The 24,273-nt window shown below is 47.5% G+C and carries 29 protein-coding genes and 1 pseudogene; 13 read left to right on the top strand and 17 right to left on the bottom strand.

Annotation, left to right across the window (positions count from 1 at the left end):
* Positions 1-99 precede the first annotated feature (99 nt).
* The 8 genes from D9738_RS23740 to D9738_RS23775 form a co-directional block, all read right to left on the bottom strand.
* Positions 100-1,065 (bottom strand): ParB family protein, encoded by a 966-nt coding sequence (locus tag D9738_RS23740; protein ID WP_042016981.1) that lies wholly within the window; start codon positions 1,063-1,065, stop codon positions 100-102.
* The gene (locus tag D9738_RS23745) at positions 1,062-2,267 is read right to left on the bottom strand and encodes an AAA family ATPase (protein ID WP_048266580.1); all 1,206 of its coding nucleotides are present in this window, start codon (positions 2,265-2,267) and stop codon (positions 1,062-1,064) included. The genes D9738_RS23740 and D9738_RS23745 overlap by 4 nt, the downstream gene beginning before the upstream one ends.
* 399 nt (positions 2,268-2,666) lie before the next feature.
* Positions 2,667-3,527 (bottom strand): replication protein RepA, encoded by an 861-nt coding sequence (repA, locus tag D9738_RS23755; RefSeq protein WP_001076427.1) that lies wholly within the window; start codon positions 3,525-3,527, stop codon positions 2,667-2,669.
* A 318-nt stretch (positions 3,528-3,845) separates the two neighbouring features.
* Positions 3,846-4,238: a hypothetical protein gene (locus tag D9738_RS23760; protein ID WP_130261329.1), complete on the bottom strand. Its 393-nt coding sequence runs from the start codon at positions 4,236-4,238 to the stop codon at positions 3,846-3,848.
* Positions 4,239-4,249: 11 nt separating this feature from the next.
* Positions 4,250-4,381, bottom strand: coding sequence for a hypothetical protein (locus D9738_RS25490; protein WP_001113883.1), 132 nt, complete (start codon positions 4,379-4,381; stop codon positions 4,250-4,252).
* A 34-nt stretch (positions 4,382-4,415) separates the two neighbouring features.
* A complete protein-coding gene (locus D9738_RS23765) occupies positions 4,416-4,838 on the bottom strand; it encodes a ppfA (RefSeq protein ID WP_130261330.1) in 423 nt (140 codons plus the stop codon).
* A gap of 39 nt (positions 4,839-4,877) precedes the next feature.
* Complete coding sequence (locus tag D9738_RS23770; RefSeq protein ID WP_130261331.1) at positions 4,878-5,666, bottom strand: hypothetical protein; 789 nt, start codon at positions 5,664-5,666, stop codon at positions 4,878-4,880.
* A gap of 13 nt (positions 5,667-5,679) precedes the next feature.
* The gene (locus D9738_RS23775; RefSeq protein ID WP_161403143.1) at positions 5,680-5,832 is read right to left on the bottom strand and encodes a hypothetical protein; all 153 of its coding nucleotides are present in this window, start codon (positions 5,830-5,832) and stop codon (positions 5,680-5,682) included.
* 296 nt (positions 5,833-6,128) lie between these two features.
* Between D9738_RS23775 and D9738_RS23780 the strand changes: the two genes are divergently transcribed.
* The 4 genes from D9738_RS23780 to D9738_RS23805 all read left to right on the top strand — a co-directional run bounded on the left by D9738_RS23780 (position 6,129) and on the right by D9738_RS23805 (position 11,340).
* Complete coding sequence (locus D9738_RS23780; protein ID WP_001177861.1) at positions 6,129-6,413, top strand: hypothetical protein; 285 nt, start codon at positions 6,129-6,131, stop codon at positions 6,411-6,413.
* Positions 6,406-7,311 (top strand): recombination-associated protein RdgC, encoded by a 906-nt coding sequence (gene rdgC, locus D9738_RS23785; protein WP_130261332.1) that lies wholly within the window; start codon positions 6,406-6,408, stop codon positions 7,309-7,311. Before D9738_RS23780 ends, rdgC begins: the two co-directional genes overlap by 8 nt.
* On the top strand, positions 7,308-9,572 hold the full coding sequence (locus tag D9738_RS23790; RefSeq protein ID WP_130261333.1) for a Dam family site-specific DNA-(adenine-N6)-methyltransferase: 2,265 nt from the start codon (positions 7,308-7,310) through the stop codon (positions 9,570-9,572). The genes rdgC and D9738_RS23790 overlap by 4 nt, the downstream gene beginning before the upstream one ends.
* 1,354 nt (positions 9,573-10,926) lie before the next feature.
* Positions 10,927-11,340, top strand: coding sequence for a hypothetical protein (locus D9738_RS23805; protein ID WP_240780615.1), 414 nt, complete (start codon positions 10,927-10,929; stop codon positions 11,338-11,340).
* Here D9738_RS23805 and D9738_RS23810 read toward each other — a convergent pair.
* The 8 genes from D9738_RS23810 to D9738_RS23845 form a co-directional block, all read right to left on the bottom strand.
* Complete coding sequence (locus D9738_RS23810) at positions 11,303-12,013, bottom strand: hypothetical protein (protein ID WP_000194035.1); 711 nt, start codon at positions 12,011-12,013, stop codon at positions 11,303-11,305. The genes D9738_RS23805 and D9738_RS23810 overlap by 38 nt on opposite strands.
* Before the next feature lie 53 nt (positions 12,014-12,066).
* Positions 12,067-12,399, bottom strand: a complete 333-nt coding sequence (locus D9738_RS23815) for a hypothetical protein (protein WP_000214385.1) — start codon at positions 12,397-12,399, stop codon at positions 12,067-12,069.
* Positions 12,400-12,516: 117 nt separating this feature from the next.
* The gene (locus D9738_RS23820) at positions 12,517-13,125 is read right to left on the bottom strand and encodes a hypothetical protein (RefSeq protein WP_000535211.1); all 609 of its coding nucleotides are present in this window, start codon (positions 13,123-13,125) and stop codon (positions 12,517-12,519) included.
* Complete coding sequence (locus D9738_RS23825) at positions 13,118-14,134, bottom strand: phage tail tape measure protein (RefSeq protein ID WP_130261334.1); 1,017 nt, start codon at positions 14,132-14,134, stop codon at positions 13,118-13,120. The genes D9738_RS23820 and D9738_RS23825 overlap by 8 nt, the downstream gene beginning before the upstream one ends.
* 1 nt (position 14,135) lies before the next feature.
* Positions 14,136-14,921 (bottom strand): baseplate, encoded by a 786-nt coding sequence (locus D9738_RS23830; protein ID WP_130261335.1) that lies wholly within the window; start codon positions 14,919-14,921, stop codon positions 14,136-14,138.
* Positions 14,908-15,636, bottom strand: coding sequence for a hypothetical protein (locus D9738_RS23835; RefSeq protein WP_000896797.1), 729 nt, complete (start codon positions 15,634-15,636; stop codon positions 14,908-14,910). The genes D9738_RS23830 and D9738_RS23835 overlap by 14 nt, the downstream gene beginning before the upstream one ends.
* Before the next feature lie 3 nt (positions 15,637-15,639).
* The gene (locus tag D9738_RS23840) at positions 15,640-16,857 is read right to left on the bottom strand and encodes a phage tail protein (RefSeq protein ID WP_130261336.1); all 1,218 of its coding nucleotides are present in this window, start codon (positions 16,855-16,857) and stop codon (positions 15,640-15,642) included.
* Positions 16,858-16,866: 9 nt separating this feature from the next.
* Positions 16,867-17,244: a hypothetical protein gene (locus tag D9738_RS23845; protein WP_130261337.1), complete on the bottom strand. Its 378-nt coding sequence runs from the start codon at positions 17,242-17,244 to the stop codon at positions 16,867-16,869.
* Between the two features lie 146 nt (positions 17,245-17,390).
* Between D9738_RS23845 and D9738_RS23850 the strand changes: the two genes are divergently transcribed.
* The 8 genes and pseudogenes from D9738_RS23850 to D9738_RS25335 all read left to right on the top strand — a co-directional run.
* Positions 17,391-17,636, top strand: a complete 246-nt coding sequence (locus tag D9738_RS23850; protein WP_130261338.1) for a hypothetical protein — start codon at positions 17,391-17,393, stop codon at positions 17,634-17,636.
* A gap of 2 nt (positions 17,637-17,638) precedes the next feature.
* Positions 17,639-18,217 (top strand): VRR-NUC domain-containing protein, encoded by a 579-nt coding sequence (locus D9738_RS23855; RefSeq protein ID WP_130261339.1) that lies wholly within the window; start codon positions 17,639-17,641, stop codon positions 18,215-18,217.
* A gap of 66 nt (positions 18,218-18,283) precedes the next feature.
* Positions 18,284-18,439, top strand: a complete 156-nt coding sequence (locus D9738_RS23860) for a hypothetical protein (RefSeq protein WP_042017011.1) — start codon at positions 18,284-18,286, stop codon at positions 18,437-18,439.
* A 501-nt stretch (positions 18,440-18,940) separates the two neighbouring features.
* A complete protein-coding gene (locus tag D9738_RS23870; RefSeq protein ID WP_130261341.1) occupies positions 18,941-19,567 on the top strand; it encodes a hypothetical protein in 627 nt (208 codons plus the stop codon).
* Entirely contained in the window at positions 19,564-20,241 is a 678-nt protein-coding gene (locus D9738_RS23875; RefSeq protein ID WP_130261342.1) for a metallophosphoesterase, read from the top strand. Before D9738_RS23870 ends, D9738_RS23875 begins: the two co-directional genes overlap by 4 nt.
* The gene (locus D9738_RS23880; RefSeq protein ID WP_130261343.1) at positions 20,238-20,939 is read left to right on the top strand and encodes a hypothetical protein; all 702 of its coding nucleotides are present in this window, start codon (positions 20,238-20,240) and stop codon (positions 20,937-20,939) included. Before D9738_RS23875 ends, D9738_RS23880 begins: the two co-directional genes overlap by 4 nt.
* Before the next feature lie 301 nt (positions 20,940-21,240).
* A complete protein-coding gene (locus D9738_RS23890) occupies positions 21,241-22,503 on the top strand; it encodes a hypothetical protein (RefSeq protein WP_130261344.1) in 1,263 nt (420 codons plus the stop codon).
* A 72-nt stretch (positions 22,504-22,575) separates the two neighbouring features.
* Positions 22,576-22,813: pseudogene (locus D9738_RS25335) on the top strand (hypothetical protein); the annotation flags it as partial.
* A gap of 233 nt (positions 22,814-23,046) precedes the next feature.
* Here D9738_RS25335 and D9738_RS23900 read toward each other — a convergent pair.
* Positions 23,047-23,277, bottom strand: a complete 231-nt coding sequence (locus D9738_RS23900) for a FaeA/PapI family transcriptional regulator (protein WP_252665624.1) — start codon at positions 23,275-23,277, stop codon at positions 23,047-23,049.
* 362 nt (positions 23,278-23,639) lie between these two features.
* Here D9738_RS23900 and D9738_RS23905 point away from each other — a divergent pair, with 362 nt between their 5' ends.
* Positions 23,640-23,987, top strand: coding sequence for a PapB/FocB family fimbrial expression transcriptional regulator (locus tag D9738_RS23905; protein ID WP_130261345.1), 348 nt, complete (start codon positions 23,640-23,642; stop codon positions 23,985-23,987).
* Positions 23,988-24,273 lie beyond the last annotated feature (286 nt).

Below are 24,273 nucleotides of genomic sequence, written 5' to 3' on the forward strand. Positions count from 1 at the left end.
TTTTTCTAAAAAATATATTTAAATCATGATGTTAGAAATGAAATTGGCGCGGGACATTTTAGGAAGGGGAGGGGCTAACACCACCTCCCACCAGCAGGTTTATTTTCCTGCGGACATTTTCTCAATGATTTTTTTTATTGCTTCGTCAATTTCAGTTTGCACTTCAGATGGGAGTCTGGAGAACTCGTAGGCGACTACTCGTTTTTTCGGATCGGTCTTCTTTCGTGCGTACTGGCGTCGGTCAGAGAAATCTCGCAGCTTCTCTACCACTACAGATTTAACCGGCGCAGGTTTCAGGCTTTTGCTTTCCGCTTTGAAGATAGCCAGTATCTTCGCTTTATCCTCTTTCGCGCCCTCAGTCTCTGCAATTCGCTCGCGCACCGTATCAACCAGTTCTCCAATCGGTACGTTTTTAGCGTTAGCATCTTCGGAGATCTGGAGCAGCAACTGGTAATCAGGCAGGGCGAGATCGCTGGCAACAGGGAAGACAGCAATCATCTCATCCGGCACTGCCGCAGCCTGGAAAGCTCGCGTCACTTTAGCCTTTGAGATGTTCTCAGCTCGGGCGATCTCTTCTTTGGTCATATTCTTGCCGTACATAACCTCGAAGCGTTTACCCAGCTCGCGCAGGGTGTGTTCGCGGGCTGTCTGGATATCAATGGCCAGCTGGCGGGCATCCGCCAGGCTGATCTCATCTTTTGTCACCAGAATCTCAAATTTCGTTTCATTGAAGATACACGCAGCGCGGCGGCGTGATCCGTCCAATACCTCAATGCGCTCCCCAACCATACGACCGATAGCCGGGAAGAACTGTTGCAATTTAATGGTGCGGGAAATATCGCTTACCGACTCAGGAGTAAGCAGAGACTGATCGCGGCCGTTAACTGCCGGGTCAACGAACGTGCGCGACTCAATCTCACCACTCAGCACAACGGTAAGCAAAAATTTAGCCTGGCGGCCAGATTTTAGGGTAAAGGTTTTGGTGCCTTCACTGCCTTCAAGCATGCGAGCAAACTCGGAGCTATTCTTGCCCAGCACTCGTCCACGGGAAACTATTTTCTTCATGCCGACTCACCCCTGACAAACTCAATCCGATCAAACACAGCCTTAGTGAAACGCTCGGCCTCGGTTCGTGCCTTCTTCAGTGCCTCAGCACTGCCTGGATATGATTGCGGGTTGGCACTGATTACGGTGTCGAAAGACTCGCCGCATCGCTCGAAGCCATCCAGGCGAGGCAGAGAAGAGTCCAGAATGTTGCTGGCGTAAACCTCGCGCGCAAGGCTGTGTGATGTCTCGTGGTCGCGCTTGCCGGTCATCTTCGACATAAAACCAATGCTGGCGCTTAAACGCGGCTCTACGCCTTCCTCCTCCAGTTGCTCCAGCATTTCTGGCAGACGGGTGAGATATTTCAGAGTTGAGTGGAAGTCAACCTGGGCTGGTGGGGTAGGGGTAAGCAACAGATCGCTTGCCGCCAGACCGTTAAGCAGGAACGGATCCAGGTGCGGACCGGTATCGATAAAGATAAAGTCATAATCGTCAGCAACACGATCAATGATATTGCGTCGAAGGATTTCGTACTGATTTTGTCCAGGAAGATGCTCTTCAACCAGCTCTTTCCATTGGCTGGCAACAAAACCATCGTCGATAGAGGCTGGAATCACGTCTACGCCAGGAACGATGGTCGGACGAATCACCTCTTTGCGTAGCGTCTCCGCGTCCAGGTCGTTCAGCATCGCCTGCGCGGCTGTTTCCAGAATGGAGCCAATACTGTGAGTATGGTCGAGGAACATTGTGCTGGATGCCTGCGGGTCAAGGTCAATAACCAGAATGCGCAGGTCGTGACGCAGTAAATCCTGATGCACACGCAGCGCGTGCGCCAACGTGACTGTGGAAACCGTTTTGGATACGCCACCTTTCAGGTTTACGACAAAAATAACGTAAGGCGATTTGTGAATGTCGCGATATTTGGGAATCTTGCGGTGGGCATAGATATCAATGACGTTCTGGATGGTGAGCGCGTACTGTTCAACGTTACCGACCTGTTTCTTGTTGAACTGGTACCCATCATCTTCCATCTCTTTGATGGCCTGCTCCACAATGCGGCGGCTCAGCTTCGGCAACTTTGCCACAGCGTTACGAGTAAACGTCTGATAATACTCGGTCTGATTGAACTCTTTGCGCTGATCTTCGATATCCTGGCTCATGGCCTTCAGCAATGCGCTTGCACGAAGAGCTATGGTGCCGACACCGCCGTAATCGCGTTTCATCATCATCTCCTTATCGTTTCGTATAAGTGAATTGTACGTGTGATTCTGTTACGTGCAACTTTTTTTGATATGTGCGTTATTTATTGCACGTTATGAAATAGCGAAGGGGCTATTCGATGTGTGCTGGAGGGATGATGAAGGCCCAGAATATGCGATAGAGGGAAGTCGCATTAAATTATGTGTTGTGGAGGGACCGCAGGTATCAAATATGTGCGCTGAAGGGAAAGACAGAAGATTAGATGTGCGCTGGAGGGAAAACCGGATGGTTAGATGTGTGCTGGAGGGAAAGTCTGGGCAAACTGCGGGGCGCAGCCCTCCAGCGCACACCAAAAACAGGAAAATGGACAGGCATTCCCGGCAGCGCACATTTTTCAAATGCAGCTGCCCTCCAGCACACACTTATTCGGGAAGTTTCAGCTTTGGATTGCGAGAATGGACGATTACAAAACTTTCCCGGCCTTTCTTCTCAATTGAACAGTCGAGATAACCGATTGTTTTAAGCTGTTCTATCGCTTTCTTAATGATACGGTTTTGTTCGCCAACAGCTGACTGCAAAGCCAGGCGCTCGCGGATTCGCGCGAACGATAGCGGCAACGGGTTCTGCGGAAGGCTTTCGATGAAAGTGTAAATGGCTTGCGCAGCTTCTTTCTTCGGAAGGGCGCGCAAGGCGTGGTGCTGCAACAGGACACGATAATCAAGCTGGAACAGCTCCCACAGCTTCGAGTCGGCTTCCAGCTCGATCAGATCGAGGTCAGCATCGAAACGTCCGACCTTCAACAGACCAGTCTGGTAGCCACCTTTAGCATCTTTACCGCGCTTAAAAGCGATACCCTTGTTACGCAAGCGGCCAAGTGATTCATGAATGGTTAAACGCAGTTTCGCATCCAGACGTTTTGAGGGGAAACCACAGGCTTTAGCGAACTCCTGAAACGATAACTGGATGGTGTTTGAAGACAAGCCGTATTTGCTGAACGCGTAGATGACACCGATCCACGTTTTGAAATCAGTATCCATATCGAGTCGAGGACCGGTGATTTTAATATCATCGTAACCCTCGGCTTTAGCTATCTCCAGCTGGGAAAATGCTTTGGTGGCATCAATCTCTTTACTTTCTCCTTTGCTCTTTGATGGCTTCGGCACGAATACCCCCAAACGCATCAACGCTACAGGCTGCACAGTGTTGTTTGAATTAACTGTTAGTTCTTTTGCCTTACTTTCAATGTCTGCGTAAAGAATATCGGATATAAAAGATTGATTCATATTGCTTTTTCCGAATTATGTGGATAGTTTTTATCAGTGATGATAACTACCCAGGCTTTCCCGTCAGCACACATCCTATATCCCGCCAGCACACATTAGCAACCCGTCAGCACACATTTTTTTCCCTCCAGCGCACATCATTTTCCCTCCAGCACACATCGCGAAAGGCTTCTAAGCCAGACGGGACGCGGCCTACAACGATCAGGGATCTATATGGATCTAATTGGGATCTGTATGGACCTGATTATTGGATCTATCCAGTGGATAATGTGGATAAGTGAAAAACCGGCCAACGTAGCCGGTTGGAAGGGAGTCGTATTATTCTACGCTTTCGATGAGAAGACCATGTTCATAGCATTTAAGCTCATCGCCCTCGTACAGGAATTGGTATCCAATACCACCATATTCAGGCACGTTAGGGAACAATTCATCACTCGCCGAAGAACAAATCACACCAATGCAGCGATCAACATTTTCTCGTTCTTCAGTGCTGAAGAAATCCTCTTCAGTAAGCACTTGAGTACATTCCTCATCAGCATAAGTCGGGAATACATGCTCAATACAATCTGGGTGCTTTAAGCCCAGCTGATCAGCAAGTTCGAAGGCATGACGGAATTGTTCAGAACCTGGCTTGCCTACAGTGATTTGCTCAATTTTGTAGATTGAAGTCGCTTTGTTGATAGTTTGCTTAACTGTTACTTTATCAGACATAAAAATCCCTTTTAGTTACCGCTGATAGCGCGGTTGTAGTCATTGACGTTGCGATTCTTCCTGTTAATCCCCATCAGCATCGTTTCTGTATCGAGGATATAGGCTGGCAGATCATCAAAATATTCACTGCTAAACTCTGGCATCCTACACATAAACGCACTTTTGGGGGCAGGGTGGTTAACCTTTGTCGGCGTCGGCGTTAAATTCGCTGATCGACTCCCGGAGCAACCGCTGAGTGTCAGCAGGAATGCGCTGGCGAACACTACCTGACGCAACCAGTTGTTTCTGAACTTCAGCTTTTCGTTCCATTTGTCTGTCTGCATACTTCGCTTGTTCTGATTCATTTTTCACTTCCTGGCTGTGAAAATGTTGATCCGCTTTATTCATCGTCTCAATGGTCTGGTTAAGATCAATGATTGACTTATCGCGCTCCTTAACAGCCTGATCAAGGCTGCCAATTTTCTCCAAGGCTTGCTTTAACTGATAACGTTCCCATGCAAACCCAGCACCAACAAGTGCGCAAATCAGGACAAGAACACCAGCAACAGCAAGTTTCTCCTTCAAAGACAAAGCTGTTTTTAACGTTGAAAAAAACGACATTTCTTCCTCCTGAAGAAAAATTATCTGTGAAGTCCTTTGTTAAAGTGTCGCCTTGTTTAATTCATCAAGAACAGAATCAGGAACCAAAGCTGCGACTGCGCTGGCGGTGCTAGCCTTATTTGCTGATGCTTCCGCCAGCGCGGTTCCGATAGCATGGTTATAAGCAGTTATGGCTACGCTGGCGCTTTCCTTCGCTCGTTCATACTGCTGTTGCAATGCTGCTACCGGTACTGTTGTCTGGTCGAAAAAAGCACCAAATTGTTCAGTTGCTTCCTTCAGTGCTTCAACTTGTTGTTCTGTCAGTGCTGGAGGGGGAGTGACTGCGCCGCCACCTGAATCAGAGCCTGACGAGCTTCCTGAGCCTGTGTTAAGGGTCTGGTTAATGTCCCCCATAGCAGCGACTAAACTCGACGTATTAAGCGCATTTACAGCGTCCTCAAGCGATTTCGTTGTAGTCGCGTCGCCAATGGCAATAGAGATCGGCAGTTCTGAAACTTCTCGCTCATTAGCACGACAGTAAACATCCCAACCAATATCGAGTTGAAGGAGCATTGACAGATCAGCATAACCAGCCAACAGGTCAGCGTGCTGAGTTGCCAGCCCTCCAATATTCGTTAAACCGGTTGCGGTTGTTCTGATCGTTGAAACATAGCTGGTAATAGTGTCGGGATAGACAATTGTATCCAGAATTAATCCGGTCAATTCTTCTGCAAGCAGTTTTGCCGTGTTAGCACTGTTTCGTGCCGATGTTATGGCACCAGGTGTTTTCATCCCACCGGCGGCGACCAATTTTTTATATGCGGATAACTGGTAGTCTTTTTCCAGCATGATATCTCCTAACTTACCTGAACCAGGCCGTCTCCGGCTGCAACGGTAGAGCCGCATGAAACAGGATCACCAACGCATACGATCCCTTTCCCGTTGACGGTAAACCATGCCCTGGTTGATATAGCTTGCCCGCCGTGCGTGCTGTTCCCATCGGTATGCTGTGCATATTGCTTACCATCAACTAACACTTCGACTCCGTTGACTTTAAGTAGTGGTTCGCTCTCTACGGGAGGCCTGGATGGGAATCCTCCGTGCCCCGAACAAATGCTGTCTTTTGTTGCAATACTCGCCACATCACCACCAATTGTTTGCTCTAAGTTTTGTTATTTTAACTTAGGTTTATTGTGGCTTGAGTGTCATTGTTTTTGAGATTAATTGCTCTAATAAATATTGTTTTTTATGTCGTGTTTTCGGTACCATTCAGGCATCGCCCTTCAATGGGCATTAGTTAGGAGTCGTCAGATGCAGATGGAGCTAATAAGCCGCAAGGAGTTCGATAGTCGGGTAACTAGCGGTGAACTCGACAACTTGCAGGCTATCAAGGTGAAAGAAGGCTTTTGCCTCATTGGGAATCAGAGCGGAACAAATCGCGTTTTTATGCTTCGCCGTACGGATCTGAAGCCATTTGTCTGGAAGAACGAAATTGGTCCCAGCTCATACGCTCAAACGAGGGGGTGCCATAACCTGACCTTCTTCTACAAAGACGAGCTTTCTGTGGTTGATATTCAAGGGTTACAACATGTTTAAGCACTGGAAAAACATTTCTATTTATAAAGTTTCTCGTGAGGCGGATCTGACCGACTTAGAAGATAAAAATAAAATGATCCTATTCACGCCATGCGGTAGCCAGGATATGGCCAAGTTCGGTTTTGTATCGCCATTTGGTGATAATTCCGAAGTGATCGCTATGCATGGAAATGGCTTTATCCTTGTTGAAGCAAAGCGCGAAACAAAAATTCTTCCCTCGCCGGTTATCCAGCGAGCTATTCAAGAGAAAATTGAAAAACTTGAGCAAGAACAATCGCGTAAACTGAAGAAAACAGAGAAGGACTCCCTGAAAGACGAAGTTCTACATTCTCTTCTGCCACGGGCTTTTTCAAAGTTTTCTGTTATCCAGGCGATCTACGACGGTTCAACTAAACGCATCTATATCAATGCCAGCGCGCGGCAGGCAGAGGATATGCTCGCGCTTATGCGTAAGTCTCTGGGTTCTCTTCCTGTTGTGCCACTAAGTGTTGAAAATCCCATTGAGTTAACGCTGACCGACTGGGTACGTGATGCTAGTGCTCCACAGGGATTTCAAATGGGGGATGCGGCAGAACTTAAGGCAGTGCTTGAGGATGGCGGTATCGCCCGAGTGAAAAAGCAGGATTTGGGAAGCGATGAAATTTCCACACACCTGGAAGCTGGCAAGCTCGTCACAAAGTTGGCACTCGACTGGCAGAACCGCATTAAATTTACACTGGACCATAACTTCAGCCTTACCAGCGTCAAATTTGCGGATGAATTACTTGAGCAGAACTCTGATATTGATAGTGAAGATGTTGCGCAGCGACTGGACGCAGATTTCTTCCTGTTAACCAGTGAAATTTCGTGCCTGGTTGATGCTCTGGTAAATGCCCTGGGCGGAGAGGCTAAGCAGTGAGAGAGCTGTGCTATGGATCTGTTTGCAGTGGAATTGAAGCCGCGAGCATTGCCTGGGAACCGTTGGGTATGCGTCCGGCGTGGTTTGCTGAGATCGAGCCTTTTCCATCTGCCGTTCTTGCGCACCGCTGGCCCCATGTCGCCAACCTTGGCGACATGACAAAACTCGCCCAAAAAGTCCAGGCAGGAGAAATTGAAGCCCCTGATATGCTCGTCGGGGGTACGCCTTGTCAGGCATTCAGTATCGCGGGCTTACGTGGTGGGCTTGATGATGAGCGCGGCGCGCTAACTTTGAAGTATGTGGAGCTTGCAAATGCAATTGACGACAAACGGGCTGAGTCCTTCCTCAAACCAGCAGTTATCGTCTGGGAAAATGTCCCAGGAGTCCTGTCATCAGCAGATAACGCGTTCGGATGTTTCCTTGCCGGATTGGCTGGAGAAGATGCGCCATTCGAACCTGGTGATCGACCTGAATCACGAAAAAGTAACACGTTCTGGCGGTGGGATGTCAAAACCGGTTGCCATGCTCCAAAGTGGCCGCAGTGTGGTTGTATTTATGGACCGCAGCGAAAAGTGGCCTGGAGAATCCTTGATGCCCAATACTTCGGAGTGGCACAACGACGCCGACGCGTGTTTGTTGTCGCAAGTGCTCGAACAGACCTCGATCCCGCAACGGTACTTTTTGAGTTCGAAGGCGTGCGCCGGAATATTGCGCCGAGCCGAAAAAAGAAGGAAATCGCTTCCGCCATTATTGCAAATGGCGCTGCAATCAGTGGCGAAAGCCTAAATCCATGCCTACACGCTGACATGCCCCCCGGCATGAAATCGACGAAAGCCGTAAACGCTTTCAGGATGGCGGCATTTGGGGAATATATTGACGATGAAACCGCATCGACAGTAAAGGCAAGAGACTTTAAAGATGCCACTGACCTTGCCGTTTTTAGCAGCACAGGAGCAGGTTTTTGGTCAGAAGGGCATGGTACATTGCGGGCACGTGAGCAAGAAAGCCATGAGCATCTTGTTACATTGGCTTTTCCTGAGCGTATGAGCGGTACACAACATGCTGCAACTAAGAATACTTCACCATCTCTAATGGCTAAAAATCCAACAGCCCTTTGCTATGAAGTAAGAAACGCAGAAGTAGCTGTCCGCCGTCTTACTCCTGTCGAATGTGAAAGGCTGCAAGGTTTTCCTGATGGGCATACGTTGATCTCGACGGAAAAGCGTAAAAAAGTTAATTCAGATGAACTGGCATATCTTCGCAATCACTATCCAGATTTAAGCGAAGAAGAGGCCGCGATGCTTGCAGCTGACGGACCGCGTTACAAAGCGATCGGAAATAGTATGGCAATACCAGTAATGCGCTGGATTGGCGATCGGATTACTAAGGCTGCATGTCGGCAAAAAGAAGGGAGTGAAACAAAAGAGCGAAAGGTTAAACCAGCGGCAGAATTCGAACGGCCCATATTCAAATGGGCTGGTGGAAAATTTGGTGTTCTGGAACAGATCTTTCGCTATTTGCCAGAAGGGAAGCGCCTGATTGAACCTTTCGTTGGTGGCGGAGCTGTCTTCATGAATGCCGGATACCAGGAAAATCTGCTAAATGATGTGAATGCTGACCTGATTAACTTTTACAAGACTCTGCAACGCGAGGCGCATTCACTTATCACTCTGGCACATCGTTTCTTCCTGGACTACAACACCCAGGAGGGATTCCTGGCAGTACGGAATGCGTTTAACAAACAAGTCTATGATGATTTACATCGCGCAGCGGCGTTTTTGTTCCTGAACCGACATTGTTTTAATGGATTGACGCGCTACAACCAGGCCGGTGAGTTCAATGTCGGGTATGGGAAGTATAAGTCTACGCATTTTCCATTACAGGAGATGGAAGCCTTCCTCGGTGCGGAAGGGCGGTCTGAGTTTGTATGCGGTGATTTTGCAGCGGTGATTGAAGCTGCCGGAGAAGGAGATGTCATCTTTTGCGATCCGCCGTATGAACCGCTCCCCAATACAGAGGGGTTCACGAACTATTCCGGTCATGACTTTAAGTTTGAAGAGCAAAAACGCCTGGTGTCTCTGTTGACGGATGCTCATCGCCGAGGTGCAAAGGTTCTCATTACTAACAGTGGCGCGCCAAACATCAGAGAACTTTATCAGGACAGTGGCTTCAGAGTGGAACCTCTTTTTGCCAGACGTTCTGTGTCTTGTAAGGGAGACACTCGTGGTGTTGCTCATGACGTTATAGCCATATTGCTCTAATAAATTTATTAGTGTAATATCGCCTCAATGAATCGTGATTTATAGAGCGATTTAGCTGTTAGCCGCGACAGGCGCGGCGGTAAGCATGGCTGGGCCTAGTCTTCCCAGACAAACCACCGAGTTGCCAGGTTGACCATGCGCCTAAGTGGCAACACCGAAGTGCGTAACGAGCTTCCATCCAGTTTGCCCATCTTCGGGTGGGCGTTTTTTCAGGGTTTTCGTCATGGTTAGCGACTTTGCGGCGGTTTAGAAACTGACCATTAAAGTAAATGCAAACGATGATCTGATGATGGTAGCGGCCTAAGAAGCCTGACGCCACGGGGTATGAGTCGTCCCCCGTCAAAAAATCGACCGCAGAGTGTCCCCGTCTGTGTATTAGGGAACGGGGAGGCATAACAGGCAAGGGCGCTGGTTCGATTAACCAGATGAGCGAGAAGGGGCCATCTCTTTGGTCAGCGTCCTTACCTGTTACGTCCTTTTTCATTCGGCGTAACAGCAATTGCTTTTAGTAATTTGAGGATAATTTCTTACTACGGGTATATCCCGTCATGCTGAAAGCGCTAATCACGCTGGAAGCCAGGGTTATGCATCCCCTGTTACCGAATTGCAGCTAGGGCGCGGTGCGCCGAAAAGCATACGGAGGTGGAAGCCCTCGCCGGAGACGTACCCGGCAAGTGATGGTGTAGCTCAGCGGTTAGAGCGTCTGCCTTGTAAGCAGTGGGATACTGATGAAAATTTGTAGCAAATGCAAAGCACTAAAACCTGCTTCCGATTTCCATAAAAACAAAGGAAAGAGCGATGGCCTGCAAAATATTTGCAAGGTGTGCGCCAAGGAAAGAGATGCTCTGAGTTATGCAAGCAATGAATCAAGGCGCCGGCTTATAAAGTTAACAAGAACGAGAAAAACAAGCTCAAACCGTCAGTTTTTATCTCGTTATAAACGCTTCATCGGGTGCCAAAATTGTGGAGAAAAAGAACCTATAGTTCTGGACCTCCACCATGATAACCCTGGCGGCAAAGAAGGCGATCCTTCTAACCTATGTAGTCGATCTCGAAAGCGACTTAAGGAAGAAGTAAGGAAGTGCATTGTCCTCTGTGCGAATTGCCACAGAAAAGTCCACGCAGGTTTATTGGATATAAAGAAATAGCTACGGCGGTTCAATTCCATCAACCATCACCATATACCAATGTGATGATTCTGCCGGTACGACTCTGACATCTATTCCTCGAAACGGAGTGCACAACAGATAAGAGCATTTGTAGAGTTCGACTCTCTACCGTGGGCTTTTTCCCGCGATGTGCGCCATAGATGCTCTTTCCGTTGTGGCGAATGCGGCTGAGCGCACGCGGGGAGATGAAAAAGAAACATCTGTTGATTGCTGGTGACGTGCTGTTTGCCCTGGTTGCGCTCAGCTTGTGCGACCGTGACGGCCCGGCACCGGTAATCGTCGCTCAGCCATCCGCGCCGGGAGGGGGCCACTATTACGATAACAGCGGGGTCTTCAGCGACTTGCTGATGGGACACCTGATGAGCGGTGGTGGCTATGGACACAGCAGCAATATCAACATCACGCATCATACGACCGTCATTAAAAACTACCATCCGGCGCCGCGCTACAACGCCACCAGCGACCAAACGCTATTATGGCTCCAGCTCGTTCGCGCGCCGCTCAACCGTTACGTCGCCTCCGATGCGTTATATCCGTCCGAGCTAGAGCCGCCACTGATGGTTATGCCCCTCCATCGTGGGGCTGTTTATTTGCCGTAACACTCTTCTGGTTAGGGCTAATTGAGCCAACATCATTTTGCGTAGTGTTAACCTTTTCCCCTGGCACGGTTATATCTACCATTTTATAAAGTCCTTTTCTCAGACCTGTTACGGCATCACCGTTAAAGAGTCCCCATATTGCAAACAAAAGGCCTATTGAGAAGGCTGTGGCAAAAAGTTTTGGTACACCAGAAAAAAGAAATTTTAATATGGCAATCCCATAGACTTGGGCACATTCCCAAAACCCCACGGGTTTCTTTATTTGCTTGCTGTATTTTTCTGCACCTTTAACCAGCTGCTTTATAGCATTTTTGTTTGCCTCATCTTTCTCTTTCTGGAGGGCTTTGATTTGGTTTTGATAAATATTCTCTTGCTGCTCAAAAATTGTTTCTAACCTTGTCTGCAACTCGTTGTTGACGCCAGAAACGTATCCATCTAAAATTTCCTGTGCGCTTCTTTTAAATACTTGAAGCTGCCTCGGTGACTTGAGGCATTGATCGTGGTAGGCCGCAAGCTCAGCCTCAATCTCGTATTCTTTTTTACCGGCCGCGCGAGCGTTACGAGCTATTTCGTCCTTAAAACCTTTATAAACCGCATACGAAAGAAGCTGCTCAATATTATTTGGATCTTTTACCAGCTCAGTAAAAATCCATTTCTTTGTTTGCTGAGTCATGTTTCACCACAATAAAAAAGCCACTTCAAAGGAGCTTGTAAATATCACGTTGGTTACGCTTTTTTATTTTTACGAACCTGATTAAACGATTCTTGAATATATTCCCGCCCGCTGCTCTGTGATAGGACGGACATTGCTAATTGACGAGACAGGCTGGAAGCCTTTGCATCCCGTGCTGATGCAGCTGCTACTTTACGGACAGTTTGGCTATCGCCTTTACGACTAACTTCATTTTTTTTGCCTGCAATCACGCCTGCAACGGCAGCCTTTACAAAGGCCGTTTTGTTAGTAACAATTTTTTCCGCAGCGACCGTCGCCACGGCATTCTTCGAAATTTTACGAATTTCTTCCGGGCTGAGGGCTGGCATACGACGAACTGTGGTCATTTTTCGCTCCTCTTTACTTCTCCTCAGTCTAACATTTGCGAAAATATTTGTATATTTTTTAGCGCGCTTTATATGGGATTGTGGGAGGCGCTTTCAGGGCCAAAAATCATTATCGAATCAACCTTTATCCACAGTAACCTGTGCCGCCTTAATGGACAGCGTTCCGGCAGCCTCAATCCCCATATCGCCACCAGCCTTAATGTTTATATCATCGGCAGCCGAGATAAACGCGCCGCCCTGCGAGATAGCGAACAGCTCACCAGCCTCATTGAAACCGATCGTCGTGCCGCTGCCCAGGTGTGTGACAGACCAGCCGCCGCCAGCGTTGCGGATCTCCATAAGACCGTTACGCGAGTAAACGTAGTCTTTTTTGGCGCTGGTGGAGGGCATGGGTGGGGCACCGTCAACATCTGGAGGCGTGTAGCCGCTACCCTGCCCGGAGGCCTCCGGAGGGACGTTAGGCGCACCACCGGATGCATCCTGTGCATAGCCGATTATCAATGGCCATCGCGAATCCCCATTGTAGGGGAACTCTACCCATACTTTATCGCCGGGCAGAAATGGTGAAAACGTGTTTGCATTGGACAATATGGCTTCTGCCCACGGCAATGAGGCATCTGGTAGCCCATCCATCATGCCGACAACGCGTATTTGCGTACGCATCAGACCTTTAGGGTCATCGACGCTTACCACTACAGCCCGATACTTTCCTGTCAAACTACCCATTAACCACTCCTAACTGCGCACGGCTGACAAAACGGAAGCGGTCTTCGAAATGAGTCACGGACATCACTATCATTTTGTCGGGGATAGATTCATCGAGTTCTCCGTCACCTGCCGTGTTATGCACGACAATTTTCAGCGTGGTACCCGGAGTGAGCGCGGCATTTCCTTCCACCAGCATATCGAGGCGGGGGAGAATGAATTTGTTGTAGTTCGCCAGCGCGGTAGGATCGGGATTGCTCGTAAATTTAATGGGGTCTTCCTGGTTACCTGAGTAAACCACACCTTTGGTCATGTCATAACTGGCCATTCTGTAATTGTGGCGGCGCTGGTATTCATAATCGGCATTCAGGATGTTGAACTGACTAATTGTAAATCCGGATGTATTGGGATTGGCGGACTCATAAGTAAGCGATGGAGCGGCGTTTGCCATTTTTTCCATACTTTTAAAATTAATCGTCCCCCTGGATGCCCAGCACATAGAACCGGTATCCTGGGCTATCTCCTGCAATACCTTGGTCGGTTTTTCTCCAACATTTAGGTGGTATGTGGATGTCTTTCTGAATGAATCAGCATTTACCTTCAGACCAGGGGCAAGAGTGGAAACTACGGCTGATGGGGGCTTATCAACAAAATACTGTGCGCTGGTGGACGGAACTTTCAATAATCGCACCGGGTTACTAAACGCGTAAATCAGTACGGTATCGTCCTTGCGCGGCGCTTTAAGAACGAAGAACTCTTCCGAGAACAGGATGCCGCCATGACCTTCCGGATCACCAAGTGAAACTGTCAGTATTGTTCCAAATTTCACCCCCAGCTTATTGACCACGTAAGCCGTTGAATCCCTGACCATGAGCATAAGCTGGGGACCAGATAGCTCCCCAGGTTCGACATAGGTACATCCTACAATCATTTCGCGAGGAATTTCGTTCTGCCCAATTGAAACAGATTGCAGGAATAGCTGAGTGCGCTTTGAATCAGTTTCCGGGGCTGTGGTGGTCTTTGTGGCCATCTCATTCCTCCAGAATTTTCGCTTTTACCGTTATGGTGCCGGTGGTTTGCTGCATATAAGCCAGGATAGGAAGCTCCGCCACAACGGTGAGGTTCAATCCAACCGCGAACAGCCTGTTATCGGCGGTGCCGGTGGTCAGATCCTGAAATGCGATTGATTTTTGCCCTTCGATGTAACAGGTAACCGGTATCTCATAACCGCCGATATTGGCAATGTGAGTGAAAGATGCCTGCCCGAGGCTGGCATACATTCGTAGCCAGAATGCTAATGCAGTTGTAACCATCCCAAGAGATTCCTTCTCGACACTGGCGATCCATAGCGAATATTCCAGTGAGAAAGGGATAGTCGATACCAGGGCTTCAATCTCATCATTTTCATTGGTGACGTGTCCTTCATCGTAATTATCCCGACACAGTTCACCTTCATAAATTGAAAACGCGGGAGAACGAGACAGATTCACAAGCGGCATTGCCAGCTTATTTACCGGGCCAGAAGAGACTGTATCTTTACGCCCGGCGCGATCGGCTTCAAATGACGACAACCACTCCTTCACATCACTAAAAGTGCCGAGCGTTATGCGATCTCTTGGGGTGCGTTTCAGGAACTCCCTGAATGACTGGTTAGTGCGATCATTAAAGCTGACAACTTGTGAGTCGAACGCTTCGTTTAAAGCCTGTGCGAGCGCCGAATCAATGCCATCAATAGTGGCAAATTCCAGCTTGCCAGTTGGGGTTAGACCTTTTTTCTTAAAGATGGCCAGTAGCCATTCCTGATTATTCAGAATCACCGATGAAATTCCCTTCAAAGGCGCGTGAAGGCACGCAATAAAACAAACTGCCTACCCTGGCAGTGCCGTAATTGAATATTTTATGGATGTACCAGAAGCGGCGAATGGTTGTGCCGTCTGACAGCTGTTCCAGCCATTCGAGCATAGAACCCACTGGCACATTAACGGCGGCTAACCGAAGGATTAAAGCACTGTCGCTAATCCCTGTATTATCACTGCCGTCGTATAGCGCGTAGAAGGCGTCCATCTCATCCGGGCAGTCGAGGGCCGTTATCAGTTCTGGATCCTGATAGTCATATATGCGTTGGTTAGGTTCTATTATTTCCGATGCTGTTTCAGGTGCATTTTTGTCTCTGTAAGGTATTGCGCGATACAGAACCGCATCGAATGAGTCAGGGTCTAGCTTGATTGCTTTGAGCCAGTCCATCCGCACAAGATTATTAAATATTGCATGGCCTTCATAACGGTGGCGCACACCAGAGTCACTAAGCAGGCCGTGATCCAGATTGGGACGGTGATTGTCCTCCACATGATCAACAATATTACCAACGTTAACACCATCGGTTTCGATTTCAGCATCAATATCTTCCTCTTCAATCAGTTCAGAACCTTCGCCTGGAATATCCGGATCCGATTCGGTGTCCGGGAGGTTATCACCAGTCACTTGTTGTGATGGTTCTGTGTCCTCAAACATGTCATCAAAGAAACCAGCCATCGATTATCCTTTCCGTTTACGGGCTTCGTTAATTTGCGTCTCAAGAATGCTTCGCGCCTGCGCGGTGGCGGCGGCCTTGTCCATTCCCTGACTCATGAAAAACTTTATGAGGTTGTTCGCCTGCGTTTGCAGGGCTTTTTTGAGAGCGTCGGCTTCAGCGCGAGCCAGGGCCTCCCTCACCCGCGATGCTTTTAGTTCTGCATTCTTTCTGTTTGCCGTGGTGCGAGCTTTTTTTAACAACCTGCGAACGTTGTCGGTGGCGCTATCTTTGGCGCGTAGTTTTTTGCCTAATGCGTCCTGAGATTTCAGATACAGCTCATACTCACGCGCAGCTTTAGCCTGATCCGTCGTTGTTGTCCGGTTGCGCGCGAGCGATTTAGCCAGTTCGCCTTTGAAATAGGTTGTTGTCTTCCGCTTGTCATCGCCGAAGGCCACCTGTTCAGCTGCTTTTTCCAGGGCAATAATGATGGCCTTGTGCCATGTGGGAGACTGAAAACGCGTCATAGCGTGCAAAACATGTTTGCAGGCCACTCCAGTCAGATCAGGGTTGCGGATTTTGGGGAATGCATACTCTTTTGGCGGCGCGACAGCATAGTTACCAGCCGTGGACATATAGCGGAACCAGTATTGATGGCGTCCACAATCACAGTCGAAAGATACCCGGCCCTTGCAGAGTTCGGCAGCTATTCGGGCTTTTTTCGCTCCGTCTTCAGCAATATCCTCAACGGCTTTATCCCATTCCTCAAATCGAATTCTGACGCGGTGATGCTGGTGGACCGACTCATCCGAGGCATTAACAGATATCAATGCAAGGTTGTGTTTTAGCCCGAGAAATGTCGCGGCTTTTATCCCTGTGCCATCAGAAACTTTGTTGTTAGCGCGTTTTATATCAATGCTGGTGGACTGCGCCACCAGCTGAGCATAGGTAATGCCGGGTACCGTGCTCTTGAATTTGGTTTTATGAGCCTGCCTTGAGGTGTTGAAACTGCGTATATCTTCGGGCGTAAAGTAGGTGCCATCTTTCTTTTTTCCAAGATTGAGGAATGCGTCAAGTTCGCGGTTACGCATCCCCATAATCCTTGGGGTGAGTGTACGCCGCGCGTTTCGCCGATTCTGACGCTGCTGTTTACGGATAAGATCGAAGACCTTGTTAAAGTCTTTTGCACTTAATCCATCAGTCTGATAGCGACCAAGGTTGTCGCGAGCATATTCAGTTGGCATTCAATTCCCTTACGCAATGGATAATGTCCCTATTACCTGGCCGTCATATTGGAAATGGCGAATCATTTCGCGGACCCAGGTGGCAGGTGGGAGTTTTAATTTTTTGCCAACAGTCATGCCCTGAGATTCATCCTCAAGCCCGGCGGCGAGCGTCACTACCCAGCGTAGCTCTGCTATGCCCCACATACGGTAAGCCAGCAAATCCGGGCGGTATTGCTCATCGGGAAGAACGTAATAAATCGTCAGATTCTTGTCGTTCGATTCACACATAAGCATCACCTCTTTGCGCAGCTCTGCCCTGAGTATTGGATCGGCTATGTTGCGGTCGTCATACCGTGACAGAGGATATTGCTGGGTGCTTTGGGTTGTTGTGATTGATGTAGCCATAGTCAGCCTGCCAGAAATAGATGATGGTGATTCTACTGCTAGTCATTTGTTGAATGTTTAACTCAATAAAAGAAAATTATTAGTGCAATTTTGATTGTGAAATGTATCATTCTGCCCTTAAGTAGGTTCTTCACGAGGAAACAAAATTGGCAGAACGTGTTGATGATGCAGAGCGGAGCATGAATCAGTTAGAAGCTCTCAAAGACATGGCCATCGATAACATCAGAAAGCAGGCACAGGTCGTGAGCCAGGTATTTACAGGGAAGTGTCGGTACTGCAATGAACCGATTGAATCCGGCATCTATTGTGACGCTGATTGTGCGCAATGGCACAGGGAAGAGCAGGCAGCAAAACAGCGTAAATATGGCATGCGACCGGCAGAGTTTGACTGATTATGTTGCGCTTTACTGAGGAAGAGTTTCAGGCTTTTAGTGAACGTAGAAATAAGGGGTGGTCCAGGCCAAAAACCAAAAAGGATCCATTCTTATCGCTTGCACCGGCAAAAGAAGTTTCGCCACATGCGAAGGCGCTTGCAGCACTGGCAAAGAACCCAGACCTGCGCGACGGAAATTGCGAGCACTTCGAACAGGTTTTCATTTTTGATTACTTCGAACGCAAGCACCCTGAAATCTATGAGTTGTTGCATGCAACGCCTAACGGAGGGAAACGTTCAAAAGCAACCGCCGGGAAAATGAAGGCTGAAGGGCAGAAAAAAGGTTATCCGGACATGAGTCTCGATAAAGCATGCGGTATTTATCACGGTATGCGAATTGAGCTTAAAGAACCAAATGGTAAAGCCCCGACGAAAGAGCAGATCGCCTGGATGTGCAGGCTTAGAGAGGAAGATTACTACGTCGTTCTTGCGTATGGTGCAGAACAAGCGATTACCGCCATCCTGGAATACATAAGCCTTAAAAAGGGTGAGGCTATTGAGCATGTATTGAACGGCGATAAGTGGTTGTACGATGCGTAAAATAATAAATTAATTAGTGCATTTATGCTCTTTGAGATAGCGAACATTAACATCGGGAGAATAATCGTGTCATCCAAGGTTAATTATGAATCGCTGGCATCGGTCATGCCGCGTAATGAACAGGAAGCAGATGCTGTAGTGGACCCGGTAATCGCTGAAATGAATGCTCGCCTGGAGGCTGAATTTGCAGCTGAGAATGAACATACCACCCAGGGCGACTAGGACTGTTTTTTGTATCGGCAGCGGCCCATCACTCACTCGCGAGGACTGTGCTGCTATAGAAAAAACTGGCTGTTCAATCATCGCTGTTAACAATTCCTGGCAGATGTTCGATGACATTTATGCCTTATACGCAGGTGATTTGTCATGGTGGAAGCAATACGGATCCACCATACCGGGAGGGAGATTCCGCAAAGTGACAGCCAACCTGGCGGCGGCGAAATCATTTTCGTTGGAGTACAGGCGATATTGTGGACCGGCGGAAGGGGTAAATAGCGGCGCGCAGGCTATCAGTCTGGCGGCTGAATCGGGGGCTGAAGTAGTTGTATTAGTCGGCTATGACTGTTCCCTGCAAAACGGCCTTCATTGGCATGGCGCGCACCCTCAAGCACTACGGAATCCAACGCAGGTGTCAATTTCAAAATGGCAACAGCAGTTCCTGGACACCCGCAAAAAACACGCAGATTTACATATTTTGAATGCAAGTAGGAGCAGTGCAATTCAATGTTTCCCAAGAATAAATTTAGAGGCAGTGATCGCGTTATTATCGTCGGCAGTGGCCCAAGCGCCGCAAACTTTGTTGCGCCGCGCGGAGTGCCGATTATAGCGGTCAATGGGGCCATCGACTGGCTTAACCGCGCTTCTTATTTTTTCACCCTTGATCCATCACCAGACAATATGCGGCGTGTTGGTCGTGGGCGCCGTCGCCGTGGTGTTTGTTATTGCATGGCGCTTCCTGATGTTAAAGAACGTGAAGTCAGAGACGGCGTTCTGTGCTTCCGTCGTGTGGCTGAGCGCGGCACGGAGCCAAAAAATACGAATTCTCCCGAGTGGTGGGCGTGGCGCTGGTCCGCACATTTCGGTCTTTGCGAAGATGTGAATGAAATTGCCAGCGGCAATAGTGCATATGGTGCTCTAAACCTGGCTTTCCATATCGGATTCAAACATGTCGCCCTGGTGGGCGTGGACGCTACACAAGAACCACGCGTTCATTCCGGCGGCACGCCAAAAAATCTAAGTCACCTGCCTTTGTTATTCCAGTCAGCGCGTGAGCAGATTGACGTTGTTTCATGCGGGAAAATGGGAGGTATTCCGCAGATGACTCTTAAAGAATGGCTGAAGAATACATGATGGCACCCACAATTTATCACCGTATCGACGGTACCAAATACAGGAATGTCTGGGTTGTTGGTGATCTGCATGGTTGCTACACCAGACTGATGTCCGAACTCCATCGTGTGGATTTTGACCCTGCGCAGGATTTACTGATATCGGTCGGCGACCTTATCGATCGCGGCACCGAAAATGTGAAATGCCTGGAGCTATTGCAGATGCCATGGTTCAGAGCGGTCATGGGCAACCATGAGCGGCTGATGATTGATGCGTTAAGCCCTGATGGCAATGTGAATAATTGGCTAATGAATGGCGGACAATGGTTCTTCATGCAGGACACCGATCAGGAAATATTAGCCAGGGCGCTGGTGGAGCTGGTAAGACGACTGCCCTATATCATTGAGTTGAACACCGGGCAAGAAACTATCGTTATAGCCCATGCCGACTATCCGGATAATGAATATCAATTCGGTAAGGAGGTGCCGCTTTTCAACGTTGTCTGGGCGCGCGAGCGTATCAGTGATTCGATGGATGATATTGGTGGCGAAATTTCGGGCGCAGATCGTTTTATCTTTGGTCACACTCCGGTGAAAAGCCCGAAGACATTCTGGAATCAGCATTATATCGACACTGGTGCCGTATTTTGCGGAAACCTTACATTGATGAAAGTGAAAGGTTATGGTGCAGCATGAAGATTGCTTTAGTTCTTCGCTCTGGAGGCGACTATAACGCTTCCGATGTGCAGTGGCTGGTTAATCAACTGCCAAAAGGCTATGAAATTATTTGCCTGACAGACCTGAAGCGTTTACATGTACCTGGCGTCAAAGTTGTCCCATTGATCAACCAGTGGCAAAAGTGCCGTGGCTGGTGGGCGAAAATCGAGTTGTTCCGACCTGATATAACCGATGATCTGTTCTATCTGGATTTGGACACGGTTATTGCCGGTGATATACGCCCAATCCTTGAGAATCCACCAACCAGCTTCACCATGCTTAGGGATTTTTACCATCCACAATATCGTGGCAGCGGTGCCATGTGGATACCAAATAGTGTAAAAGCGCATATCTGGAGTGCATTCTGGCAAGATCCGGAAGGTTGGATTGCTCGTTGTGTTACAACTGAGTGCTGGGGGGATCAGGGGTTCTTGCGAAAGGTTATGGGCGATGACACACCAGCATTTCAGGATCTGTATCCGGGATGGTTTGTAAGTTACAAGGCCGATGTTGTGGAACCTGGTTCGAAATATGCAAGCGCGCGTTACTCCAGGGGGAATGGGGCATTACCAAAGGACTGCCGAATAATCTTTTTCCACGGCAAACCGCGACCTCGCGAAGTGTCAGAGGATTGGCTTCCACTCATTAGCGCGTTTTTTGAGCAAGAATCAGAATAATATTGCTCTAATAATTCCATATTTTTAAAACGTGATGTACACTCATCACGTTTTTTATTAGAGCAATCTACAAGGTGCACTATGTGGCCATTCCGACGGAAATATCACTACTGGCTGATCGCCTTTGTTACGCCGACCGGCGGTATCAGGCATGTCATCACCAGGTATCGCAACAAGAGACTCACCTTAGCCAGAATTTTACAGGCTGCCATAGGTGAGGGACTGGATACAAATTGCGTAGTCCTTCCACCTTCATATTTAGGAAAAATGACCGAAGCACAAGCTAATACGGAACTTTGAAATGAGCACTTCAGCACAAAACCAATCAATCGAAAATGTATCTATCCCTGACGTCCTGAATGCCGGTATCCCGGCCATTATCCAGAACATCCGGGCCGCGCAACGCCGCGTTAGTTGTGATGACCTCACAGCGCGTTTTTTTGATAATGCGGTTCAGTCAGCGGAGATGCTTCACGCACAGCTTATTGATGTTTATAACGCAGAAGCTGATAGCCATAACTCCCTGGTAGATGCAGCTGAAAATATGCAGTTGGATCTCGGTCTGAAGGGTAAAGAAATTGAAGAGCTTCAGCTGGAAATTGAACATTTGAAACGCCAGCAACAGGACGCGATCGAAGATGCGACGCATGACGCCAACCAGCGTGCTGATAATGCCGAACGTATAAGCATTGAGCTGGAAACAAAACTCAATGAAATGACCGCGATGGTTGTGCTGCGGAACTCACAGATTTCAACTCTAAAATCTCAATATAAAGAGATCATGAAACTTGATCCTTTTAACCTTGAGAAACGCTATAACAAAGCCAAAAGCGAGCGACAGGAACTGCGTAAGCAGATTGTCGACCTTAACCAACAGCTCAAAAAGGCTATTAAAGATGCAAGCGAGGCGCGCGTGGCATTTGCTAATAAAAAAGCAGAGGTTACCGAGCTGGTTAATGAAAATGCTAAATTTGCGACGCTCAAGAAGGAAATGTATGGCATTACTGAGCGCCGTTTCCCTGCAAGCAAACTCCATCCGACGTTAGGGCAAATATCCTTCTTCCCGCGCCTCCTGGCTTATGGGATCTCATCGCCTAAAGAGTTCAATAACGAGCGCCCTTATATCGTTTCTAAGCTGGACTTTGCTTATCAGTTCTGCTGTGACATGGGCTATGCCATTGATATCCGAATCAACGAATGGTTGATGCCAAACTTCCAGCCGCTGGCCATTTTCCGCGAGTTCCAGCCGGAAGGTTGGGTAGAGTTCTTCCATGAATTGATCTGTAAAGAGATGGAAAGCCGCCGCCCGGAACTGGTCCGCCGTGTCGAGTGGGCGCAAGAGGTTATGTTGGCAGATGCAGAGCTACCGTTCGAACCGGAATTCATTGATGAACTGGCAACTAAAGGGCTGCATACGTTGTTTGATGTGGTTACCCGCCGTCATGAACAGTTGGTTGTCGAATTGGGTTTAGAGGAAACAGCGGCAAGAAGACTTCTCGATGTTTGCTATGCACGTAGCGATGCATGGGAAAAAGAGAACGGCGGTACTATTTACGTTCGCTGATAGTTACAGTGTCACTTTTAATGCTGGTGGAGTGCGCCCACCAGCATTTTTTTCGTCCAATGGGGAGGGCATTTGAGTATTTTCAACAAACACGCACACCAGGAACGTCCGTACATCGTCATAGTCGATATTGATGGAACAATATCAGAAGCAACTGAAGACAGGCTGCATTTGCTTCCGCTGCTGGGGAAAGGAGCATTAATATTGATATGGGGCACGTTTACACAGTCTGGTTTGTAACCGGGTGCTGTGAGAACGCCAGGGATAAAACACGAGCCTGGTTGCGGAAAAAATAACAAACGTAGCCGAACTGTGCGACGGAGATGACAAAAGGAGGGTTACAAAATAAATCGGCTCAATAGACATTATCTGCAGTGGCGAAAGCTGTTTTGATACGGATATTGATGACGCTGATATTTCTGAATGGGGATCTCGGTGTCAGGTGCGAATCTATTATCTCCATTAAATGCCTGCTAGTCAGCAGGCATTTAATCTTCCTATTAGCTTTCCGTTCATGCCTGGCATTTGCCAGTATGCCGGACATCATTTTTCGTATTCAGTTTGCGGACTGAGTTCAGCATCTACCCACAGTGTCTTCGCTCCCCGTTGTGGCGGGCTTCTTCTAATTTTTCCGCTGTTTACCAGTTGTAAAAGATAATGCCTAGCCTGATAGCTGCTTATATTAAATTCTTTAGATATAGTAGGTGTGTTTGTAAAGTTTTTTAATTTAATGTACAGATATATTGAATCCATCATGAATTCATTACCTTTCATATAGCTTTTATCGATAAGTATTATTAGTTATTCTTTTTATGGCCTTTAGTATATTTAGTCTTTTTTGTTTGCTTTTGATCTGGGTTAATAAAAGGTGCATTTTATAAACTTTTTGTTTTTTTGATTTTTAATTTATTTTATATTGCCCACAAAGTGTGCTACCAGCATAAAATTCTGAATTTTATTTTCAATGTAGCATAATATTCATGATATTTGATTTTTTTAGAGTTAAAGAACGTGTAATTATTTGTTTTCAGATTAAAAAACCTCTATTACTATCACGCACCGTAAAGGCTATGTTTTCGGCGAATGCTTATTACTTAAGATATTTATTTAAATGCAACAGCGACGGGAGTAATCTGATGCAGCAAAGAGATACTTACCTTCATGGGGAACAAAGGCAGTTATTTCTTAGCAAGAAAAATCAGTGTCTAGCGATAGGAAAGGTTCCTGAAGATATATTCTGGTTGCTAGTGGAGATGTCAGCCATACGCAGTCAAGGCATCATAAAGGCATTGTATGACTATCTTGTTCTTGGTGATTCGAGAAAAGTTATCTGCGAGCGATACAATGTAAATAATGGATATATAAGTACCAGTTTATCTCGTCTGGAACGTATGAATGAAATGATAAAAGAAATTATACCGCACCATGTAAAATGGTATGTGGGCACCAATAATTACTGTGAATGCTGCGCGCGTGCTATATGAATCAGAGAAGGACTGTCTATTCATAGATAAAATAATATCTATATAGGCATTTCTGCATGTTATAAAAATTGCACCTATAGCAATTGTGTTGCATATGAGGTTTAAACTGAACTTCATATGCAACACGTTTGTTATATGTGTTGGTAAACTATCTTTTTCGTTTATAAGGAGGCGTTAATAAAAAAGTCGCAACTAGGTATTAATTTTTTTTCACTATGTATCGGTTATGTGGCCTTGATGATAGTGAAAAGTCATGGATAAAGCTGCCAGTAAATAATTATACAGA

It is taken from the genome of Escherichia sp. E10V5 (genome assembly GCF_004212315.1).
In the GTDB taxonomy this organism is placed as follows: Bacteria; Pseudomonadota; Gammaproteobacteria; order Enterobacterales; family Enterobacteriaceae; genus Escherichia.

Coding starts and splice junctions, on each gene's coding strand:
- D9738_RS23775 (WP_161403143.1), bottom strand. CDS start 5,832: ATGCACAGCATACCGATGGGAACAGCACGCACGGCGGGCAAGCTATAT.
- D9738_RS23760 (WP_130261329.1), bottom strand. CDS start 4,238: ATGTCTGATAAAGTAACAGTTAAGCAAACTATCAACAAAGCGACTTCA.
- D9738_RS23745 (WP_048266580.1), bottom strand. CDS start 2,267: ATGAAACGCGATTACGGCGGTGTCGGCACCATAGCTCTTCGTGCAAGC.
- D9738_RS23810 (WP_000194035.1), bottom strand. CDS start 12,013: ATGACTCAGCAAACAAAGAAATGGATTTTTACTGAGCTGGTAAAAGAT.
- D9738_RS23875 (WP_130261342.1), top strand. CDS start 19,564: ATGATGGCACCCACAATTTATCACCGTATCGACGGTACCAAATACAGG.
- D9738_RS23835 (WP_000896797.1), bottom strand. CDS start 15,636: ATGGCTGGTTTCTTTGATGACATGTTTGAGGACACAGAACCATCACAA.
- D9738_RS23890 (WP_130261344.1), top strand. CDS start 21,241: ATGAGCACTTCAGCACAAAACCAATCAATCGAAAATGTATCTATCCCT.
- D9738_RS23870 (WP_130261341.1), top strand. CDS start 18,941: ATGTTTCCCAAGAATAAATTTAGAGGCAGTGATCGCGTTATTATCGTC.
- D9738_RS23905 (WP_130261345.1), top strand. CDS start 23,640: ATGCAGCAAAGAGATACTTACCTTCATGGGGAACAAAGGCAGTTATTT.
- rdgC (WP_130261332.1), top strand. CDS start 6,406: ATGTTTAAGCACTGGAAAAACATTTCTATTTATAAAGTTTCTCGTGAG.
- D9738_RS23770 (WP_130261331.1), bottom strand. CDS start 5,666: ATGCTGGAAAAAGACTACCAGTTATCCGCATATAAAAAATTGGTCGCC.
- D9738_RS23840 (WP_130261336.1), bottom strand. CDS start 16,857: ATGCCAACTGAATATGCTCGCGACAACCTTGGTCGCTATCAGACTGAT.
- D9738_RS23805 (WP_240780615.1), top strand. CDS start 10,927: ATGAAAAAGAAACATCTGTTGATTGCTGGTGACGTGCTGTTTGCCCTG.
- D9738_RS23820 (WP_000535211.1), bottom strand. CDS start 13,125: ATGGGTAGTTTGACAGGAAAGTATCGGGCTGTAGTGGTAAGCGTCGAT.
- D9738_RS23825 (WP_130261334.1), bottom strand. CDS start 14,134: ATGGCCACAAAGACCACCACAGCCCCGGAAACTGATTCAAAGCGCACT.
- D9738_RS23880 (WP_130261343.1), top strand. CDS start 20,238: ATGAAGATTGCTTTAGTTCTTCGCTCTGGAGGCGACTATAACGCTTCC.
- D9738_RS23845 (WP_130261337.1), bottom strand. CDS start 17,244: ATGGCTACATCAATCACAACAACCCAAAGCACCCAGCAATATCCTCTG.
- D9738_RS23740 (WP_042016981.1), bottom strand. CDS start 1,065: ATGAAGAAAATAGTTTCCCGTGGACGAGTGCTGGGCAAGAATAGCTCC.
- D9738_RS23815 (WP_000214385.1), bottom strand. CDS start 12,399: ATGACCACAGTTCGTCGTATGCCAGCCCTCAGCCCGGAAGAAATTCGT.
- D9738_RS23900 (WP_252665624.1), bottom strand. CDS start 23,277: ATGAAAGGTAATGAATTCATGATGGATTCAATATATCTGTACATTAAA.
- repA (WP_001076427.1), bottom strand. CDS start 3,527: ATGAATCAATCTTTTATATCCGATATTCTTTACGCAGACATTGAAAGT.
- D9738_RS23780 (WP_001177861.1), top strand. CDS start 6,129: ATGCAGATGGAGCTAATAAGCCGCAAGGAGTTCGATAGTCGGGTAACT.
- D9738_RS23855 (WP_130261339.1), top strand. CDS start 17,639: ATGTTGCGCTTTACTGAGGAAGAGTTTCAGGCTTTTAGTGAACGTAGA.
- D9738_RS25490 (WP_001113883.1), bottom strand. CDS start 4,381: ATGCCAGAGTTTAGCAGTGAATATTTTGATGATCTGCCAGCCTATATC.
- D9738_RS23765 (WP_130261330.1), bottom strand. CDS start 4,838: ATGTCGTTTTTTTCAACGTTAAAAACAGCTTTGTCTTTGAAGGAGAAA.